Genomic DNA, 18417 nt, shown 5'->3' on the forward strand with positions numbered 1-18417 from the left:
GTGTGGGGTGTGGTGGGGTGAGGTGGTTCGGCTCTCCCCCCCCCAAGAGGTGACGCCGAAAAAAAGGCGGTGGGGACAGGACCCCCCCTGTTTTCCTCCCCCGGCCGATGCCTCACGCGCGACCCTGCGGAGGGTTACTTCTTCCGGCGACGCCCGCCCGCGGCCTTCTGCGCCTTGCGCCGCTCCGCCCGCGTCATCCCGTCGCCCTCACCACCGGCAGCGTCACTCTCGAAGTCGCCCTCGATGACACCGCCCTCCCCGTCCACCGTCGGAGCGGAGAAGTGCAGCCGGTCCGGCCGCTGCGGAGCGTCCAGCCCCTTCGCCCGGATTTCCGGACGCGCCCCTGCCGGCTCCTTCGTCAGCGACGGCGCCGTGTCCTGCACCGGAAGCTCCTCGACCTGCTGTTCGACCTGGACCTCCAGGTTGAACAGGTAGCCGACGGACTCCTCCTTGATGCCTTCCTGCATGGCGTTGAACATGTCGAAGCCCTCGCGCTGGTACTCGACCAGCGGGTCCTTCTGGGCCATGGCCCGCAGGCCGATGCCCTCCTGCAGGTAGTCCATCTCGTACAGGTGCTCACGCCACTTGCGGTCGAGCACCGACAGGACCACGCGCCGCTCCAGCTCGCGCATGATCTCGGAGCCGAGCGTCTTCTCGCGCGTCTCGTACTGCTCGTGGATGTCGTCCTTGACGGACTCCGCGATGAACTCGGCGGTGATGCCCGCACGGTCGCCCGCGGCCTCCTCCAGCTCCTCGATGGTGACCTTCACCGGGTAGAGCTGCCGGAAGGCGCCCCACAGGCGCTCCAGGTCCCACTCCTCGGCGAAGCCCTCGACCGTCTCGGCCGCGATGTACGCGTCGATGGTGTCGTCCATCATGTGGCGCACCTGCTCCTGCAGGTCCTCGCCCTCCAGGACGCGGCGGCGCTCGCCGTAGATGACCTCACGCTGGTTGTTGAGGACCTCGTCGTACTTCAGGACGTTCTTGCGCGTCTCGAAGTTCTGGGTCTCCACCTGCGACTGGGCCGACGCGATCGCGCGCGTCACCATCTTGTTCTCGATCGGCACGTCGTCGGGGACGTTCGCCATCGCCATGACGCGCTCGACCATCTGCGCCTTGAACAGGCGCATCAGGTCGTCGCCCAGCGACAGGTAGAAGCGGGACTCGCCCGGGTCGCCCTGTCGGCCGGAGCGGCCGCGCAGCTGGTTGTCGATACGGCGCGACTCGTGGCGCTCGGTGCCCAGCACGTACAGCCCGCCGAGCTCCTTGACCTCCTCGAACTCCGCCTTCACCGCGGCCTCGGCCCGGGTCAGCGCCGCGGGGAGGGCGTGCGCCCACTCCTCGATGTGCTCCTCGGGGTCCAGGCCCTGCTGGCGCAGCTCGGCCTCGGCGAGGTCGTCCGGGTTGCCGCCGAGCTTGATGTCGGTACCGCGGCCGGCCATGTTCGTGGCGACCGTGACCGCGCCCCGGCGGCCGGCCTGGGCGACGATCGTCGCCTCACGGTCGTGCTGCTTGGCGTTGAGCACCTCGTGCGGGATGCCGCGCTTGGAGAGCTGCTGGGAGAGGTACTCGGACTTCTCGACCGACGTCGTACCGACGAGGATCGGCTGGCCCTTCTCGTGCTTCTCCGCGATGTCGTCGACGACGGCGGCGAACTTCGCGACCTCGGTCCGGTAGATCAGGTCCGGCTGGTCCTTGCGGACCATGTCGCGGTTGGTCGGGATCGGGACGACACCGAGCTTGTAGATCTGGTGGAACTCGGCGGCCTCGGTCATGGCCGTACCGGTCATGCCCGACAGCTTCGAGTAGAGGCGGAAGAAGTTCTGCAGGGTGATCGTGGCGAGGGTCTGGTTCTCGTCCTTGATGTCCACCCCTTCCTTCGCCTCGATCGCCTGGTGCATGCCCTCGTTGTAGCGGCGGCCGGCGAGGATGCGGCCGGTGTGCTCGTCGACGATCATGACTTCGCCGTCGATGACGACGTAGTCCTTGTCGGCCTTGAAGAGCTCCTTGGCCTTGATCGCGTTGTTGAGGTAACCGACGAGCGGGGTGTTCACCGACTCGTAGAGGTTCTCGATGCCGAGCCAGTCCTCGACCTTGGCGACACCGGACTCGTGGATGGCGACGGTGCGCTTCTTCTCGTCGACCTCGTAGTCGCCGGTCTCCTCGATGCCCTTCAGCGGCTGGCCGGCCTCGCCCTTGGTCAGGCGGGTCACCAGCTTCGCGAAGTCGCCGTACCACTTCGTGGCCTGGTCGGCGGGGCCGGAGATGATCAGCGGGGTACGGGCCTCGTCGACGAGGATGGAGTCGACCTCGTCGACCACGGCGAAGTTGTGGCCGCGCTGGACGAGCTCGTCCTGGGACCACGCCATGTTGTCGCGCAGGTAGTCGAAGCCGAACTCGTTGTTCGTGCCGTAGGTGATGTCGCAGTTGTACTGCTCGCGGCGCTGCGCGGGCGACATGTTCGCCAGGATGCAGCCGACCTCCAGGCCGAGGAACTTGTGCACCCGGCCCATCAGCTCGGAGTCACGCTCGGCGAGGTAGTCGTTCACCGTGATCAGGTGGACGCCCTTGCCGGACAGCGCGTTCAGGTACGCGGGCAGCGTGCCGACGAGGGTCTTGCCCTCACCGGTCTTCATCTCGGCCACGTAGCCGAGGTGCAGCGCCGCGCCACCCATGATCTGGACGTCGTAGTGCCGCTGGCCGAGGACGCGCTTCGCGGCCTCGCGTACGGTCGCGAAGGCCTCGGGCAGCAGGTCGTCCAGGCTCTCGCCGTCCTGGAAACGCTGCTTGTACTCGTCCGTGAGCGCACGCAACTCGGCGTCGGAGAGGTTGACGAAGTCCTCTTCGATGGAGTTGACCTGGTCCGCGATGCGGTGCAGTTTGCGCAGGATCTTGCCTTCGCCTGCACGCATGAGCTTGTTGAAGACGGACACCGAGGTTTGTCTCCTTGCCGGTCGGGCCTGGGCACTGTACGTACACGGGCACGGCAGGTGGGCCCCACCGCAACGGCCATCGTAAGCGAGGACGTGGCCGCGTCGGGAGGTCCGCCGTTCCCGTGAGGGCACGGGTGCCCGGATTGAGAACGTACGGGGGACACCGAAGGTGCCGCATCGCCCGGAGGGATCACCGAAAATTGTTCGCCGCGGATACCGGCACGGCAGCAGAATTCGTTCATGGAACCCCAGACACTCAGCACGGACCGATTGGTATTGCGGCCTTTCGTCCCGTCGGACGAGGACGAGCTGTATGCGGCGGCCCGGGATCCGGACGTCCAGCGCTGGACGCTCGTGCCCTCCCCCTATGAGCGCGAGCACGCGCACACCTATGTGAACGAGACCGTGCCGAACGGCTGGCGCGACGGCACGGCCTTCGCCTTCGCCGTACGCCTCGGGGCCGAGGGCCCCCTGGTCGCGGCCGTCGGCGTGCACATCCACACCGCGGAGAGCACCGAGATCGGCTACTGGGCGGTCAAGGAACACCGCGGCCGGGGCTACATGACCGAGGCGGTCCTGGCCGTCGCCCGCTGGGCCTTCACCGAGCTGGGCATCGGGCGGCTGGAATGGCGCGCCGAGGTGGGCAACGCGGGCTCCCGCGCCGTGGCCGAGAAGGCCGGCTTCCAGGTCGAGGGCATCCTGCGGGCCGGCATCGTCCACCGCGGCACCAACCGCGACTGCTGGGTCGGCGCCCTCCTCCCCTCAGACCTGGGCCTGACCTCGCGACTGCCGTACCTGCCCGCTGTCAGTGGCACGTCCTAGTCTTCGGGGATGACTTCGGGCACCGCTTCGCTCTCCCTGTCCGCCGACGACGCCCGGCGCATCGCCCTGCGCGCGCAGGGCTTCATCGGGGCACCCGACCGGCGCGGCGGGGTCCGGGGGGTCCTGCGCCACCTGGGCGCCGTGCAGCTGGACACCATCTCGGTCCTGGCCCGCTCGCACGAGCTGATCCCGTACGCGCGCCTGGGCGCGGTGGGCCGGGACACCGTGGAGCGGGCGTACTGGTCGGACCGGCACGCCTTCGAGTACTGGTCGCACGCCGCCTGCATCCTGCCGATCGAGGAATGGCCGCATTTCGCGTTCCGCCGCCGGGCCCGCCGGGCGCGCGGCCACCGCTGGCACGTCCTCCAGGACAAGGAGCGCTCGACGCGGGCGGTCCTCGACCGGCTGAAGGCGGACGGCCCGCTGACCTCCACCGAGCTGGGCGGCGCCAAGAACGGCGGCGAGTGGTTCGAATGGTCCGAGACCAAGATCGCGGTGGAGTGGCTGCTGGACACCGGCGAGGTGGTGTGCAGCGAGCGCCGCGGCTGGAAGCGGGTCTACGACCTCCCCGAGCGGGCCGTTCCCGACGCGCTGCTCCACGACGACCTGGACGACCGCGAGTGCGTACGCCGCCTGGTGGCCTTGGCGGGCCGGTCCCTGGGCGTCGGCACCCGCGCCGACATCGCGGACTACCACCGCCTCAAGGGCGAGGAGTTCGACGCGGTGGTCGCGGACTCCGGGCTGGTACCGGTCGAGGTGGAGGGCTGGTCCAAGCCGGCCTGGGCGGACCCGGCGGCGCTCGCGGAGGCCCCCAGGGGCCGCCACCGCACGACGCTGCTCTCGCCCTTCGACTCCCTGGTCTGGGACCGTCCCCGGACGGAGCGGATCTTCGGTTTCACGCACCGCCTGGAGGCTTACGTGCCCAAGCCGAAGCGGATACACGGGTACTTCGCGATGCCGCTGCTGGCGGCCGGCCGGCTCCAGGGCCGCGTCGACCCGGCCCGCGAGGGCCGCACGCTGGTCGCCCGACAGCTCTCGCTGACCTCCCCGAAGGCCGCGGGCCCGATGGCGCGGGCCCTGCGGGAGGCGGCGGAATGGGTCGGCTGCGAGGACGTGCGCGTCGAGCGCGCGAGCTCGCCCGCGGAAGCGGCGGCCGTCACCGCGGAACTGGCCGCGCTCTAGGATCCGGGCGCTGAGCGCTGGGCGCTAGCGGATTTCGAGGATCTTTTCCCGCATCGCGTAGACCACGGCCTCCATCCTGGAGTGCAGCTGCAGTTTCTCCAGGATGTTGCGCACGTGGTTCTTCACGGTGTTCTCGGAAATGAACAACTCCTTGGCGATATCACGGTTGTTCATACCGGTGGCCACCAGTTTCAGGACCTCCAGCTCCCGGTCCGTCAGCCGCGGCGCGGGCACCAGCCGCCGCTCGTCGGTCCGCTGGATCATCGACTTGAACTCGGTGAGCAGTTTCGACGCCATCGACGGGCTGATCTGCGACTGGCCGTCCGCCACCGCCCGGATCGCCGTGGCCACCTCGTCCGTCGAGATCTCCTTCAGGAGGTACCCGGTCGCGCCCGCCTTGATCGCGTCGTAGAGGTCCGCCTCCTCGTCGCTGATCGTCAGCATGATGATCTTCGCGGAGGGGGCCACCTCCTTGATCGAGGTGCACGCCTCGATGCCGCCGCGCCGGGGCATCCGCACGTCCATCAGCACGATGTCCGGAAGCAGGTCGGCCGCCTTGTCCACGGCTTCCGCCCCGTCCCCGGCCTCGCCCACGACCTGGATGTCCTCCTCCTGCGCGAGGACGATCTCCAGTCCCCGCCTGAAGAGCGCGTGGTCGTCGACCACGAGCACCCTGATGGGCTCCCGGGCGGTCTCCTGCGACGGGTCCGTCCCGCGGCAGCCCGCGACGCCGCCGTCCCCGCGCACCGGCCCGAAGCTGTCCGCCATCGTTCCTCCCCCTGCATGTGCTCAGCTGCTGGGCCAACCGGACACACACCGCAGCCGGTTGACTGCACGCCATGATTCCATGCCCGCACCATGGCCCGGGGGCCAAAAGTGAGCCACCTGGCGCATACCCGTCGCACGCCCGTCATGCAGATGCCCCCGCACAGGCGCCGGAGCGCCTGCGCGGGGGCGATGAACAGATGTGCCCGGCCTGGGCCGCGGCTCAGCCGCCGAGCGCGCCACCGGCGCCGCCCCGCGGCTCCTCCGAGCTGGAGGCACCGTCGGGGTTCACGTGGATGACGCCGTAGTCGTAGGCATGACGGCGATAGACGACACTCGGCAACTTCGTCTCGGAGTCGACGAACAGATAGAAGTCGTGGCCGACCAGTTCCATCTCGTACAGAGCCTGGTCGAGCGACATGGGTGCCGCCGAGTGGGTCTTCTCGCGGACGATGAGCGGGCCTTCGCCCTGTACCTCCAGGGATCCGATCCGGGTGATCGGCACCCCGTCCGTCTTCTCCTCCGACACCGGCTGACCACTGCCGTTCAGCGATGCGACGCCCGGCACCACGTCGGCGACCTCCGCCGCCGAGAGCCGGCCGTTGCCACGGCGGGTGTAACGCTTGTCGTGCTGCTTGCGCAGCCGGGCCTCCAGCTTGTCCTGAGCGAGGTCCAGCGCCGCGTACGCGTCGGCGGCGGCGGCCTCGGCACGGATCACCGGGCCCCGCGAACGCAGGGTGATCTCCACGCGGTCGGAACGGTCGGCCTGGCGCGGGTTGTGCTCCTTGGACACCTCGACGTCCAAGCTGATCACCTTGGCGTCGAGCTTCTGGATCCGCTCCGGATTCAGCTTCTCGGCCACGTGCTTGCGGAACCGCTCGGGCACCTCGGTCTTGCGGCCCTTGACGACGATGTCCACGCAGAACTCCGTTCCCGGATAGCTCCGCCCGACGGGGCGAAGCGTCTCCCTTTCGCACCAGACTCCGGTGAAGGCCGGAGCCTCGGACTTGGCGACTTTCACCTCCTCCTCCCCCATCGGCAAGATCAACACCCCACCGACTTCGGAGTCGAGAGACAGCCTCCTGAGTTCCTTACAACCGAACATATCCCTCTATGACGGTTGTCGGCACCCGCTACCGGAATGTACTTCCAGTCAGGTGGCTGTTCCCTCTTACTACCTGCAACGATGGGCCTTCCCCGCCAGTTCCAAATCTATTCACAAGATTTTTGTTCTGTCCGAGTTGCTCAAACGCGTGGCGGCCGTTCGATCGGCCTGAAGGAGTCCGCCGGCGCGGCCACCACAGCCGCCCCCAGCACCGCCCCCGGGCCCGCCACCAGCCCCGCGGCACGCACCGCCCGGGCCGCCTCCGCCAGCGTCGCCCCCGTGGTGATCAGGTCGTCCACGAGCACGGTCCTGGCCGCCCCGGCCGTGAGCCGCCGTCCGCCCCGGCGCACCGCCAGCGCCCCCGTGAGGTTCTCCCGGCGCTGCCGGGCCCCCAGCCCCGCCTGGTCCGCCACCGCCCGCCGCAGCCCCAGTACGGGCGCCACGCGCGCGGGAACACCGGCCCGCCGCAGCCGCGCCGCGGCCGCGAGCGCGATCCTGCGCGCCGGATCGTGCCCGCGCGCCCGGACCTGCCGCCGCGCCGACGGGACCGGGACCAGCACCACGTCCCCCGCGCCGCCGAAGCCGTCCGCGCCGCCCCGGCCGTCCCCGCCGCCGGAACCGCCCGCCAGGACGGCCGCCGCCAGCGCAGCGCCGAGCACCCCGGCCAGCGGCAGCGCCCCGCGCTCCTTGTGCGCCAGCAGGAGGCTCCGTACGGCCCCCTCGTAGACCGCGGCGGCCCGTACCCCCGGCAGCCCCGCGGGCCGCGGAGACGGCCGCACCGGCCCCTCCCCGGCCCCGCTCAGCGCATCGCGGCACCCGGCGCACACGAGCACCCGGACCGCCCCGCAGCCGGCGCAGTCGACCGGCAGGACCAGCCCGGCGAGCTCCTGGCACCATCCACGCATGACTCCACACTGACGGGCGGGGCCACCGCCCGCGACCCCTGTGGACGACCCGCGCGCGGCGAGGTCAGCCCGGGTACACCGGAGACCGGCCGCCCGCCACCGTGCGCCACTGCGCCCCCGGCGGCAGCCACACGATCCCGTCCTCCGAGTACGCGACCACCGGCTTCGGCTTCGCCTCGTCCTCCGTGGCCGCGACCGCCACCTCCGAGAGCCCGGTGGCCCCGGGCAGACTCGCCGCGACCATCGAACCGTCGGCCAGCATGTAGCGGGCCTGCTGCACGCCGCCGTTCTCCCGGCCCACCACGAGCAGCCGCCCGCGCGGCGCCCAGCTCATCGCCGTCACATCGACCATCTGCGGGGCCGCCGGACGCAGCTCGCGCACCGACACCGCCGAGGAGTCGCTCTTGCCGTCGGGCCGCTCGATCCGCCCGACGTACAGGACCTTGTTGCCGTCGGGCTGCTCCACCAGCAGCGCGATCCGCGCCCCGTCGGCGGACGCCTTCAGCGAAGCGATCTTCCGCCCGTCGAGCCCCGCCACCTGTACCTTCTCCGGCGTTCCGGCACCACCGGGCACCCGCCACAGCCCCGGGGACTGCGGATCGCGGTCCGCGACCCACAGATCACCCGAAGCGTCCCAGCTGGGCGCGGTCAGCATCGGCGCCTTGCCGCCCTTGCCGATCGGCAGCGGCTGCGGCATCGCCCCGCTCCCGACCAGCGCCACGACGTACAGCGCGTGCTCGTCCTCGGAGATCACGGCCGCGCGCCGCTCGTCGTGCGAGACCGCCGCCGACCTCACCTTGAACCCGGGCGGGGTGGCCAGCGGCCCCGGCACCGGTTCGGGCTTGGCCTGCTGGTCCTCGCTGCTCGTGTCCAGCTTCATCCGGACCAGCCGCTTGTCGTTGTCGACGAAGTACTGGAACTCGGGAATCTTGGGCCGGCCCGCGATCGCGGCCGCGCTCACCTCGCTCACCGAACACAGCGACGTCGACTTGCCGCCCGCCCGCACCAGTTCGACCTGGTCGAGCCGGGAGCCCGTCAGATCCTTGACCGTGTACAGGAGTTGGGTGGCCATCTTCTTGCACTGCGGCTGCGCGACGTTCTCGGCCTTCTCGTTGAGCGGCACGCGCAGCGTGTTCTGCCCGTCGTACGAAAGGGACTTGGTGCCCGGGCTCAGTTCCGTACCGGTGGGGAAGCTGGACTCCACGACCGGGGCGAGCCACCGGGACGGCCCGGCCAGCAGCGACTGCACGGTCTGCGTGGTCGGGTCCATCCGCGAGTCCGGGTCGGTGCGCTGGCGCACGTAGACGGGATCGGCGACGAGCGTGCCGCCCGCGAAGTAGTACTTGTTGACCGGCATGTAGATGCGCTGGAAGTCCGACTCGCTGAGCACGAGCCCGCTCGGCGGGGTCGAGATCCGCCACTGCTTGTCCTCGTTCTGGACGAGCTGGAGGAACTCCTCGTACTCCCTGGCCCCGGTCTGCGGCTGGTACGCGCTGTGCTCGTCGACGGTCGCGAGCTTCTTGCCGGTCACTTTCCAGCGGGGCCCGTCCGGGTCCTTCTCGCCACGGTTGGGAACCCGGTTGAGCCCGGAGGAGAGCACGGTGACGGCCGAGCCGGGCTTCCAGCTCTTCGCCGCGGCCTCGGTGAGGTACTTGCGGGCCGTCTCCAGCTGCGGGTCGTCGCTGGTCATCGCCTCCAGGAAGCCGTCGACGATCTCCGCCGGGCTGGCCTTGTCCGCGGGTGGTACGCCGAACACCCGGACCTGCGAATCCACGCCCTGCGAAGCCTGCACCGGGCGGATGTCGCCCCGGTCCGGCATGGAGGCGCAGCCCGCGAGCAGCAGCCCCGCCGCACCGAAGGCGTACGCCCGTACGACGCGCAGCCGCCGGCGCCGCACCCGCGCACGCCCCGCCCGCGCGTCCAAGGGCTCAGCGTCCATCGGCTCGGTCCTCCTGTTGTGCCTGCTCGGCCGGGCGGGCCACGACCCGGGCCCCGTTCCCCGGCAGGGCCGTCGGGTCGGCGGGCACCGGCATCGCTCCGGCGACGGGCGAGCGCGGCGGTATCGACGAGCGGTCGCCCGCGTCGGCGGGCGTACGCTCCGCCGCGCCGCCCGCGGCCTCGGCGGCTGCCCTGGCCCGGTTGGCGCGGTTGGCCCGGGAGTCCTCGGGCTCCAGCGGGATGGGCGAGCCCCGCAGTGGCTCGTCGGCCGTGCGCGGCAGGGTCAGACGGAACTGCGAGCCGCCGCCCGGCTCGCCCCAGGCCTGCAGCCAGCCACCGTGCAGCCGGGCGTCCTCGACGGCGATGGACAGGCCGAGGCCGGTCCCGCCGGTCGTGCGCGCCCGCGCCGGGTCGGCCCGCCAGAAGCGGTTGAACACGCGGGTGGCCTCGCCGGGCTTCAGCCCGACCCCGTAGTCCCGTACGGCGACGGCGACGGCCCCGCCCGCGGACGCCAGCCGGACCACCACGTCACGGCCCTCGCCGTGCTCCACGGCGTTGACGACCAGATTGCGCAGCACCCGCTCCACCCGCCGGGCGTCGGCCTCGGCGATGACCGGCTGGGTGTCGCCCAGGACCCGGATCCGGGTGCCCTTGTGCTCGGCGAGCGGCTCGGCGCCGTCGATGACCCGGCGGACGACGTCACGCAGGTCGATGGGCTCGGCCTCCAGGGCTGCGGCCCCGGCGTCGAAGCGGCTGATCTCCAGCAGGTCGGCGAGGAGCGACTCGAACCGGTCGAGCTGCCCGGCGAGCAGCTCGGCGGAGCGCGCGGTGATCGGGTCGAAGTCGACCCGGGCGTCGTGGATGACGTCGGCGGCCATCCGGACCGTCGTCAGCGGGGTGCGCAGCTCGTGCGAGACGTCCGAGACGAAGCGGCGCTGCATCCGCGACAGCTCCTCCAGCTGCTGGATCTTGTTCTGGAGGTTCTGCGCCATCTTGTTGAAGGCCTCGCCGAGGCGCGCGATGTCGTCCTCACCGGTGACCTTCATCCGCTCCTGCAGCCGCCCGGCCGAGAGCCGCTCGGCGATGCCCGCGGCCATCCGGACCGGGGTCACCACCTGGCGTACGACGAGCCAGGCGATGCCGCAGAGCAGGACGACGACGAACAGGCCGGCGGTCACGATGGTGACCTTGATCAGGTTGAGGGACTCCTCCTCCTGCGTGAGCGGGAAGAGGTAGTACAGGTCGTACGGGTCGCCGTTGATGTCCGAGAGCCGCTTGCCGATGACCAGCGCCGGCTCGGGCTCCTTCGCGCCGTCCCCGCTGGTGTACCGGATCTCGGAGAAGGTCTTGAAGGCGCCGGTGGCACGGTTGACGGCCCGGCGCAGCGGCAGCGGGACACTGGCGGTCGGGTCCACGTTGCCGGAGGCCCGGGCGCCCTTGACGCCCTGCGTCCCGGGCAGCGCCTCATCACCCGTGCCCGCACCCAGCGCGACGACCTCGAAGGCCGTCTGCCCACCACTGGCCAACTGTTTGACCAGGGAGTTCATCCACGTACTGGCGTCCCGGCCGACCTTGTTGTCGGTGGCGTCGGGCCCGTCCACCGTGGCCGGGGCGTTGGCCTTCTCCTGCGCGACCGCGAACCCGCCCGCGGCCTGGCTCTGCGCCGCCTCCTCCTTGGCCTCGAGGAGACCCCTGCTGACCTGGGCGATGACGACGAACCCCAGGGCGAGGACCACGGCGAGCGAGATCAACAGCGTGGCGGCGACCACGCGGAGCTGGATGTTGCGCCGCCACAGCCGGACAGCCGGAAGCAGCGGCCGCCGCGCCAGGCGTACGAACAGCCGCAGTACCCGGCTGCTCGACGCCCGGTCCCGGAAGAGCCGGCCGAAGCGCAGCTTCCACGGGCGGAAGCCGCCCCGGGCCCTGCCGGACATGCCGGACGTACCGGACTGCACGTCAGCTGGGTCCGGCCTTGTAGCCGACACCACGCACCGTCACGACGATCTCGGGGCGCTCCGGGTCCTTCTCGACCTTGGAGCGCAGACGCTGCACATGCACGTTGACCAGGCGGGTGTCCGCCGCGTGCCGGTAGCCCCAGACCTGCTCCAGCAGCACCTCACGGGTGAAGACCTGCCAGGGCTTGCGCGCGAGCGCGACCAGCAGGTCGAACTCGAGCGGGGTCAGCGCGATCGAGGCACCGTCCCGCTTGACCGAGTGCCCGGCCACGTCGATGACCAGGTCACCGATGGCCAGCTGCTCGGGCGCGGGCTCCTCCGAGCGGCGCAGACGGGCCCGGATACGGGCCACCAGCTCCTTCGGCTTGAACGGCTTGACGATGTAGTCGTCGGCCCCGGACTCCAGACCCACGACGACATCGACCGTGTCGCTCTTCGCGGTGAGCATGACGATCGGCACGCCTGACTCGGCCCGGATCAGGCGGCAGACCTCTATGCCGTCCCTCCCGGGCAGCATGAGGTCGAGCAGCACCAGGTCCGGCTTCGCCTCCCGGAAGGCAGCAAGTGCCTTGTCACCGTCCGCTACGAACGACGGCTCAAAACCTTCTCCACGCAGCACAATGCCGAGCATCTCGGCCAGCGCGGTGTCGTCGTCGACGACAAGGACGCGTCCCTTCATGGTTGACATCATCCCATTAGCTAATCGTTACCCGGCGGTGAGCTGTCCCACAGCCAAAAGGGCTGGAAATCGCCCCTCGGACCTGCGTCGAGATCAGCTCCACCAGTCTGCCCCCGAACGGGGCGACTATTGAAGGTACGGGCATCGAAGACCCCGCAGCACCGCCCGGGACCTTCAGACCGGTCAGGATCGCCCCGGACCGACCCTTTCCACCCCCCTCCCACCCCGCCACCGCACCCGATCCGCCGCCCACCCCCTACTCCGTTCGGGCCCCCCACGTGGCACGATGGCAGCGACCAGCGCCCCGCCGCGGCAGGCGCACATGAAGGAGTGACGATGAACGACTCTCCGGGCTGGGCTTCGCCCGGATCCTCTCCGTCCGACGGCGAGCGGCCGGGCACCGAAAGCGGCGCGCAGCAGCCCGCCCAGCCCACACCGCCCGCCGGCGACCCGAAGTGGTCCGCCGAGCAGCCACCGCCCGGTCAGTGGTCGAGCCCGGGCACCCCGCCCGAGGCCCCGCAGGCACAGCCGCAGCCCACCACGGGCTGGGGGCAGCAGCCAGGTACCCCTCAGGCGGGCGGGTACGGCCCCCAGCACGGCTACCCGGGCGGCCCCGGCCAGTGGGGCCAGCCCCCCGCCGCCAAGCCCGGAGTGATCCCCCTGCGGCCCCTGGGCCTCGGCGAGATCCTCGACGGCGCGGTCGCCACCATGCGCACCCACTGGCGCGCGGTACTGCCGATCACCCTCGTCGTGGCCACCGTCGTCCAGGTGATCAGCGTGATCGTCCAGAAGTTCATGCTGGACGACCTCGCCTTCGCCACGGACCCGAACGCCGGCCCCGAGGAGGTCTTCGACTCGCTCGGCAGCACCTTCGCCGCGTCCGCGGTGATCCAGTTCATCCAGGTCATCGGAACCATCGTGGTCACCGCGATGCTCACGATGGTCTTCAGCCGCGCCGTGCTCGGCCAGCACTCCTCGGTCTCCGACGCCTGGCGCGAGTCCCGCCCCCAGCTGCTGCGCCTGATGGGGCTCACTCTGCTGATGGCCCTCGGCGCCATCCTGCTCGGCGCCGTGCTGATCCTGCCGGGCGTCCTCGCCGACGCCGTCGGCCTCGCCATCCTCGGCTTCGTCGTGTGGCTGCCGCTCCTGGTCTGGCTGGGCATCAAGTTCACCCTGGCCTCGCCCGCCCTCATGCTGGAGAAGAGCACCGTCCTCAAGGCCTTCGCGCGCTCCTCGAAGCTCGTCAAGAACACCTGGTGGCGCATCTTCGGCATCACGCTGCTCACCACCGTCATCGCCTTCTTCATCTCGGGGATGATCGTGGCCCCGTTCCAGATCGCCAGCCTCTTCGCCTTCAGCGGCGGCCTCGACGCCATGGCGGACGGCAGCGGAATGAACAGCTGGGGCGCACTGATCGCCCCCGCGATCGGCCTGATCATCGCGCAGACCATCGTCATGCCCTTCCAGTCCGGCGTCACCGTGCTCCTCTACGTCGACCAGCGCATCCGCCGCGAGGGACTCGACCTGGAGCTCGCCCGGGCCGCCGGCCTCGAGAACTACGGCACGACCGGAGGCTGACGCACAGATGATGAGTACGGGGGGCCTCATCACCCGCGCCACGGCACTCCTGCCGAGCGCCGAGACACCACCGGTGACGACACCGCGCGAACCCGCCAGGGAAGCGGCCGAGCGCGAACTGTCCAAGCCGATGTACCACGAGAACGACCCGAGCCTGTTCGACCGCGCCATCCGCAAGTTCTTCGACTGGCTCGACGACATGCTCGGCGCCGCCTCCGGGGCGACCCCCGGAGGCGGCTTCGGCCTCCTCGTGATCCTCCTGCTCGTGATCCTCGCCGTCGGCGCCCTCTGGTGGCGCCTCGGCACCCCCGGCCGGATCACCGCCGGCGCCGGCGTCCTCTTCGCCGACGGCACCCGCAGCGCCGCCGACCACCGCACCGCCGCCGAAGCCCACGCCGCCGCCGGCCGCTGGACCGAAGCCGTCCAGGAACGCATGCGCGCCGTCGTCCGCTCCCTGGAGGAGCGCACCCTGCTCGACCCGCGCCCCGGACGCACCGCCGACGAGGCCGCCGCCGAAGCCGCGGTCTCCCTCCCCGACCACGCCGCGGAACTCCACGCCGCCGCCCGTACTTTCGACGACGTCACCTACGGCGGCCGCACCGCCGACGCCGACACGTACGCCCGCCTGCGCACCCTCGACCTCACCCTGGACCGCGCGAAGCCGCTGCTGACGGGACCCACCGCATGACCGGCCCGACCGATCCGGCCCCGCCGACGGCAACTCCGGCCCCGCCGACGCCCGATGCGCCGGAGTCCGGGGGCAGCGCCCCCGGCCACGCCCCCGCACCCGCCGCAGCCGCGGCCGGCGACGCGCGCACCCGGCGCCTGCGCCAGATCCGCCGCGCCCTCGCCGCCGTGGCCGTCCTCGCCGCCGGCGCCATCGCCATGGCCGCCCTCAGCGCCGGCACCCGCCACGGCTACCTCGACCCGCGCACCACCGACCCCTTCGGCAGCCGCGCCGTCGCCGAGCTCCTGAAGGAACGCGGCGTCACCACCCGCGTCGTCACCACCGCCCGCGAGGCCGCCGACGCCGCAGGCCCCCGCACCACCCTCCTGGTCACCGACCCCGACCGGCTCGGCGCCACCCAGCGCGGCGTCATCCGCTCGGCCATCGACCTCTCCGGCGGCCGCACCGTCCTCCTCGCCCCCAGCAGCCACAGCCTCACCGACCTCTCCCCCGGCGTGCACACCGCGGGCGACGCCGGCACCGACCGCCCCGACCCCGGCTGCACCCTGCCCGCCGCCACCTCGGCCGGCCGCGCCGACACCGGCGGCGGCCTCCGCTACACGACCACCCTCCGCGGGGCCACCGCCTGCTACCCCAGCGGCGGCCACCCCACCCTCCTCGTCCTCCCCACCGGCCCCACCGGCGGCGACACCGTCCTCCTCGGCTCCGAGACGATCCTCCTCAACGAGTCCCTCGCCGACGAGGGCAACGCCTCCCTCGCCCTCCAACTCCTCGGCTCCCGCCCGAACCTCGTCTGGTACCTGCCGTCCCTCGCGGACTCCGACCCCGACACCGCGCCCTCCGGCGAGGACAAGGGCCTCCTCGACCTCATCCCGGCCGGCTGGTCCTGGGCCCTGCTCCAGCTCTTCGTCGCCGCCGCCCTCGCCGCCCTCTGGCGCGCCCGGCGCCTGGGCCCCCTCGTCACAGAGAAGCTCCCCGTCGCCATCCGCGCCTCCGAGGCCACCGAGGGCCGCGCCCGCCTCTACCGCAAGGCCGACGCCCGCGACCGCGCGGCCACCGTGCTGCGCGCCGCCACCCGCGAACGCCTCGCCGCGCTGGTCGGCGTACCGCACACCCAGGCCCACAACCCCGCGGCACTGGCCCCCGCCGTCTCCGCCCGCCTGTCCGGCGAGCCCCGCGACGTGGCCGCCCTCCTCTTCGGCACCACCCCCTCCGACGACGCGGCACTCGTCGCGCTCGCCGACCACCTCGACGCCCTCGAAAGAGAGGTCCGTACGTCATGACGTACCCGGCCACCGAGTCCACGGCAGTGACCGCGGACAGCGCCCGCGCTTCCCTCGAAGCGCTCCGCACCGAGATCGGCAAGGCCGTGGTCGGTCAGGACTCCGCCGTCACCGGACTCGTCGTCGCGCTCCTGTGCCGCGGCCACGTCCTCCTCGAAGGCGTCCCCGGCGTCGCCAAGACCCTCCTCGTGCGGGCCCTGGCCGCCTCCCTCGAACTCGACACCAAGCGCGTCCAGTTCACCCCCGACCTGATGCCGAGCGATGTCACCGGCTCCCTCGTCTACGACGCCCGCACCGCCGAGTTCTCCTTCCAGGACGGCCCGGTCTTCACCAACCTCCTCCTCGCGGACGAGATCAACCGCACCCCGCCCAAGACCCAGTCCTCGCTCCTCGAAGCCATGGAGGAGCGCCAGGTCACGGTCGACGGCACACCGCGAAAGCTCCCCGACCCCTTCCTCGTCGCCGCCACCATGAACCCGGTCGAGTACGAGGGCACGTACCCCCTCCCGGAAGCCCAGCTCGACCGCTTCCTCCTCAAGCTCACCGTCCCCCTCCCCTCCCGCGAGGACGAGATCGGGGTCCTGACCCGCCACGCCGCCGGATTCAACCCCCGCGACCTGCACGCCGCCGGCATCCGCCCCGTCGCCGGCCCGGCCCAGCTCGAAGCCGCCCGCCAGGCCGTCGCCGAGGTCGCCGTCTCCCCCGAGATCGCCGGCTACGTCGTCGACGTCTGCCGCGCCACCCGCGAATCACCGTCCCTCACCCTCGGCGTCTCCCCCCGCGGCGCGACCGCCCTGCTGGCCACCGCCCGCGCCTGGGCCTGGCTCACCGGCCGCGACTACGTCACCCCCGACGACGTCAAGGCCCTCGCCCTGCCGACCCTGCGCCACCGCGTCCAGCTGCGCCCGGAAGCGGAGATGGAGGGAGTCACGGCCGACGCCGTCATCACGGCGATCCTCTCCCACGTCCCCGTACCGCGCTGATGGCCCTCACCGGACGCGCCGCCCTGCTGGCGGCCCTCGGCAGCATCCCGGTCGGCCTCCTCGAACCGAGCTGGACCGGCATGCTCGCGGTCAACGGTCCGATCGCCCTGGCCTGCGCGCTCGACTGCGCCCTGGCGGCGCCCGTGCGCGGCCTCGTGCTGGCCCGCTCCGGAGACAGATCGGTCCGCCTCGGCGAACCGGCGGAGGTCCACCTCACCGTCGCCAACCCCAGCAGCCGCAAGCTCCGGGCCCGCGTCCGCGACGCCTGGCCCCCGAGCAGCTGGCCCCCGGGCAGCGAGAGCGCCGCGTCCCGCCACGAGGTGGTCGTCCCCGCGGGCGAGCGCCGCCGGCTGACCACCAGGCTGCTGCCCACCCGCCGCGGCGACCGCCAGGCCGACCGCGTCACGATCCGCTCCTACGGCCCACTGGGCCTGTGGGCCCGCCAGGGCTCCCAGGTGTCCCCCTGGACCGTCCGCGTCCTGCCGCCCTTCACCAGCCGCAAGCACCTCCCGTCCCGGCTGGCCCGCCTGCGTGAACTGGACGGCCGTACGAGCGTCCTGACCCGCGGCGAGGGCACCGAGTTCGACAGCCTCCGCGACTACGTCCCCGGCGACGACACCCGTTCCATCGACTGGCGCGCCACGGCCCGCCAGAACAAGGTGGCCGTCCGCACCTGGCGCCCCGAACGCGACCGGCACATCCTCATCTGCCTCGACACCGGCCGCACCTCGGCGGGCCGCGTCGGCGACGCCCCCCGCCTGGACTCCGCGATGGACGCGGCCCTGCTCCTCGCCGCCCTGGCCACCCGCGCCGGCGACCGCGTGGACCTCCTGGCCCACGACCGCCGCCCCCGCGCCCAGGTCCAGGGCCGCTCGGCGGCGGACACCCTCCCGTCGTTCGTCAACGCGATGGCCACGCTGGAACCGGAACTCGTCGAGACGGATGCCCGGACCCTGGTCTCCACCATCCTCCGCAACGCCCCGCGCCGGTCCCTGGTGGTCCTCCTGACGAGCCTGGACGCGGCCCCGATCGAAGAGGGCCTGCTCCCGGTGCTCCCGCGCCTCACGCAGCGCCACACAGTCCTGCTGGCTTCGGTCGCCGACCCTCATGTCGCAGCCATGACAAATGCACGGGGCACGGTGGACGCGGTCTACGAGGCCGCCGCCGGCACCCAGACCCAGTCCCAGCGCCGCCGCACGGCCGACCAGCTCACCCGTCACGGCGTCCACGTCGTCGACGCCACCCCGGACACCCTGGCCCCGGCCCTTGCGGACGCCTACCTGGCCCTGAAAGCCGCCGGCCGCCTCTGAACGATCAGAGATTGACCCGTTTGAAGTAGACCCGGCAGCGGTGCTCGATGGTCTGGTATCAGACCATCACATGCTCGTCCTCATAGGTACGCAACCGCATGGGTGCCGGGTCTTCGTACAGGCTGCCGCTCTTCGGGTCGATTCCCCTCGTGGCAAGGTCCAGCAGACCGTCCATGACGGGATACCCAGCTCCGCTCGGGCCGTGAACGCAGAAAAGCCCCGCACCGAACCCTGAACGGGCTGGTGCGGGGCTTTCCCACAATGATTGTTCGGCGGCGTCCTACTCTCCCA

14 protein-coding genes are annotated in these 18417 nt (G+C 71.7%); 7 read left to right on the top strand and 7 right to left on the bottom strand.

Annotated features, from left to right (window positions below; genetic code table 11):
• Positions 1 to 134: 134 nt before the first annotated feature.
• Positions 135 to 2933 carry a preprotein translocase subunit SecA gene (secA, locus tag ACZ573_RS34825; RefSeq protein ID WP_471312297.1) on the bottom strand — a complete coding sequence of 933 codons (2799 nt, stop codon included), beginning with the start codon at positions 2931 to 2933 and terminating at the stop codon, positions 135 to 137.
• A 240-nt stretch (positions 2934 to 3173) separates the two neighbouring features.
• On the opposite strand from secA, the gene ACZ573_RS34830 reads away from it, so the two are divergent.
• Both ACZ573_RS34830 and ACZ573_RS34835 read left to right on the top strand, forming a co-directional pair.
• Complete coding sequence (locus tag ACZ573_RS34830; protein WP_471312299.1) at positions 3174 to 3755, top strand: GNAT family N-acetyltransferase; 582 nt, start codon at positions 3174 to 3176, stop codon at positions 3753 to 3755.
• A 9-nt stretch (positions 3756 to 3764) separates the two neighbouring features.
• Positions 3765 to 4937, top strand: a complete 1173-nt coding sequence (locus ACZ573_RS34835) for a winged helix-turn-helix domain-containing protein (RefSeq protein ID WP_471312301.1) — start codon at positions 3765 to 3767, stop codon at positions 4935 to 4937.
• Between the two features lie 24 nt (positions 4938 to 4961).
• On the opposite strand, the gene ACZ573_RS34840 is transcribed toward ACZ573_RS34835, so the two are convergent.
• From ACZ573_RS34840 to mtrA, 6 genes are all read right to left on the bottom strand, one after another.
• Positions 4962 to 5705, bottom strand: coding sequence for a response regulator (locus ACZ573_RS34840; RefSeq protein WP_382550001.1), 744 nt, complete (start codon positions 5703 to 5705; stop codon positions 4962 to 4964).
• Between the two features lie 220 nt (positions 5706 to 5925).
• Complete coding sequence (gene hpf / locus ACZ573_RS34845; RefSeq protein WP_030010104.1) at positions 5926 to 6621, bottom strand: ribosome hibernation-promoting factor, HPF/YfiA family; 696 nt, start codon at positions 6619 to 6621, stop codon at positions 5926 to 5928.
• A 326-nt stretch (positions 6622 to 6947) separates the two neighbouring features.
• Positions 6948 to 7712: a ComF family protein gene (locus ACZ573_RS34850; RefSeq protein WP_471312303.1), complete on the bottom strand. Its 765-nt coding sequence runs from the start codon at positions 7710 to 7712 to the stop codon at positions 6948 to 6950.
• A gap of 64 nt (positions 7713 to 7776) precedes the next feature.
• Positions 7777 to 9651, bottom strand: a complete 1875-nt coding sequence (locus tag ACZ573_RS34855) for an LpqB family beta-propeller domain-containing protein (RefSeq protein ID WP_471312305.1) — start codon at positions 9649 to 9651, stop codon at positions 7777 to 7779.
• Complete coding sequence (mtrB, locus tag ACZ573_RS34860) at positions 9641 to 11584, bottom strand: MtrAB system histidine kinase MtrB (RefSeq protein WP_471312322.1); 1944 nt, start codon at positions 11582 to 11584, stop codon at positions 9641 to 9643. Before mtrB ends, ACZ573_RS34855 begins: the two co-directional genes overlap by 11 nt.
• A gap of 22 nt (positions 11585 to 11606) precedes the next feature.
• Positions 11607 to 12296: a two-component system response regulator MtrA gene (gene mtrA / locus ACZ573_RS34865; RefSeq protein ID WP_189747360.1), complete on the bottom strand. Its 690-nt coding sequence runs from the start codon at positions 12294 to 12296 to the stop codon at positions 11607 to 11609.
• 324 nt (positions 12297 to 12620) lie between these two features.
• Between mtrA and ACZ573_RS34870 the strand changes: the two genes are divergently transcribed.
• Genes ACZ573_RS34870 through ACZ573_RS34890 form a run of 5 tightly spaced genes read left to right on the top strand, consistent with a single transcriptional unit; the run spans position 12621 to position 18126 of the window.
• Positions 12621 to 13862, top strand: a complete 1242-nt coding sequence (locus tag ACZ573_RS34870) for a hypothetical protein (protein ID WP_471312307.1) — start codon at positions 12621 to 12623, stop codon at positions 13860 to 13862.
• 7 nt (positions 13863 to 13869) lie between these two features.
• Positions 13870 to 14550, top strand: a complete 681-nt coding sequence (locus ACZ573_RS34875; RefSeq protein WP_471312308.1) for a DUF4129 domain-containing protein — start codon at positions 13870 to 13872, stop codon at positions 14548 to 14550.
• Positions 14547 to 15833 (top strand): DUF4350 domain-containing protein, encoded by a 1287-nt coding sequence (locus ACZ573_RS34880; RefSeq protein WP_471312310.1) that lies wholly within the window; start codon positions 14547 to 14549, stop codon positions 15831 to 15833. Before ACZ573_RS34875 ends, ACZ573_RS34880 begins: the two co-directional genes overlap by 4 nt.
• Positions 15830 to 16816 carry an AAA family ATPase gene (locus ACZ573_RS34885; protein WP_471312312.1) on the top strand — a complete coding sequence of 329 codons (987 nt, stop codon included), beginning with the start codon at positions 15830 to 15832 and terminating at the stop codon, positions 16814 to 16816. Before ACZ573_RS34880 ends, ACZ573_RS34885 begins: the two co-directional genes overlap by 4 nt.
• Entirely contained in the window at positions 16816 to 18126 is a 1311-nt protein-coding gene (locus tag ACZ573_RS34890) for a DUF58 domain-containing protein (RefSeq protein ID WP_471312313.1), read from the top strand. The genes ACZ573_RS34885 and ACZ573_RS34890 overlap by 1 nt, the downstream gene beginning before the upstream one ends.
• The last annotated feature ends 291 nt before the right edge of the window (positions 18127 to 18417 follow it).

It is taken from the genome of Streptomyces sp. NPDC040545 (assembly GCF_055595065.1).